Below are 352 nucleotides of genomic sequence, written 5' to 3'. Positions count from 1 at the left end.
ATGTGTATAAGAGACAGCCGCTTCGCCGTACGACGAGAGCGACACGTACGAGGAGCCGAAGGCCCAGGACCGGGCCCCGCGCAGGGTCCGGGGCGGGCAGCCCGCCGCCGAGCCGGCCGCCGAGGCCGCCGCGCCCGAGCAGGAGACCGAGGCCGCACCGCAGGGCGGCTCGCGCCGTCGCCGCCGCCGTCGCGGTGAGCCCGTCGAGACCGAGCCGGCCGCGACCCCCGTGACCCTCCCGGCCGAGGACGAGCACGAGGCCGAGTCCGAGGCGGACACCGACCACGAGCACGAGGGCGACGAGTCCGACGAGTACGGGGACCGGCCGTCGCGCCGTCGCCGCCGCGGCGGG

It is taken from the genome of Streptomyces sp. NRRL WC-3549 (assembly GCF_000721935.1).
Classification (GTDB): Bacteria; Actinomycetota; Actinomycetes; order Streptomycetales; family Streptomycetaceae; genus Streptomyces.
Note: the sequence above shows the minus strand (reverse complement) of the source record.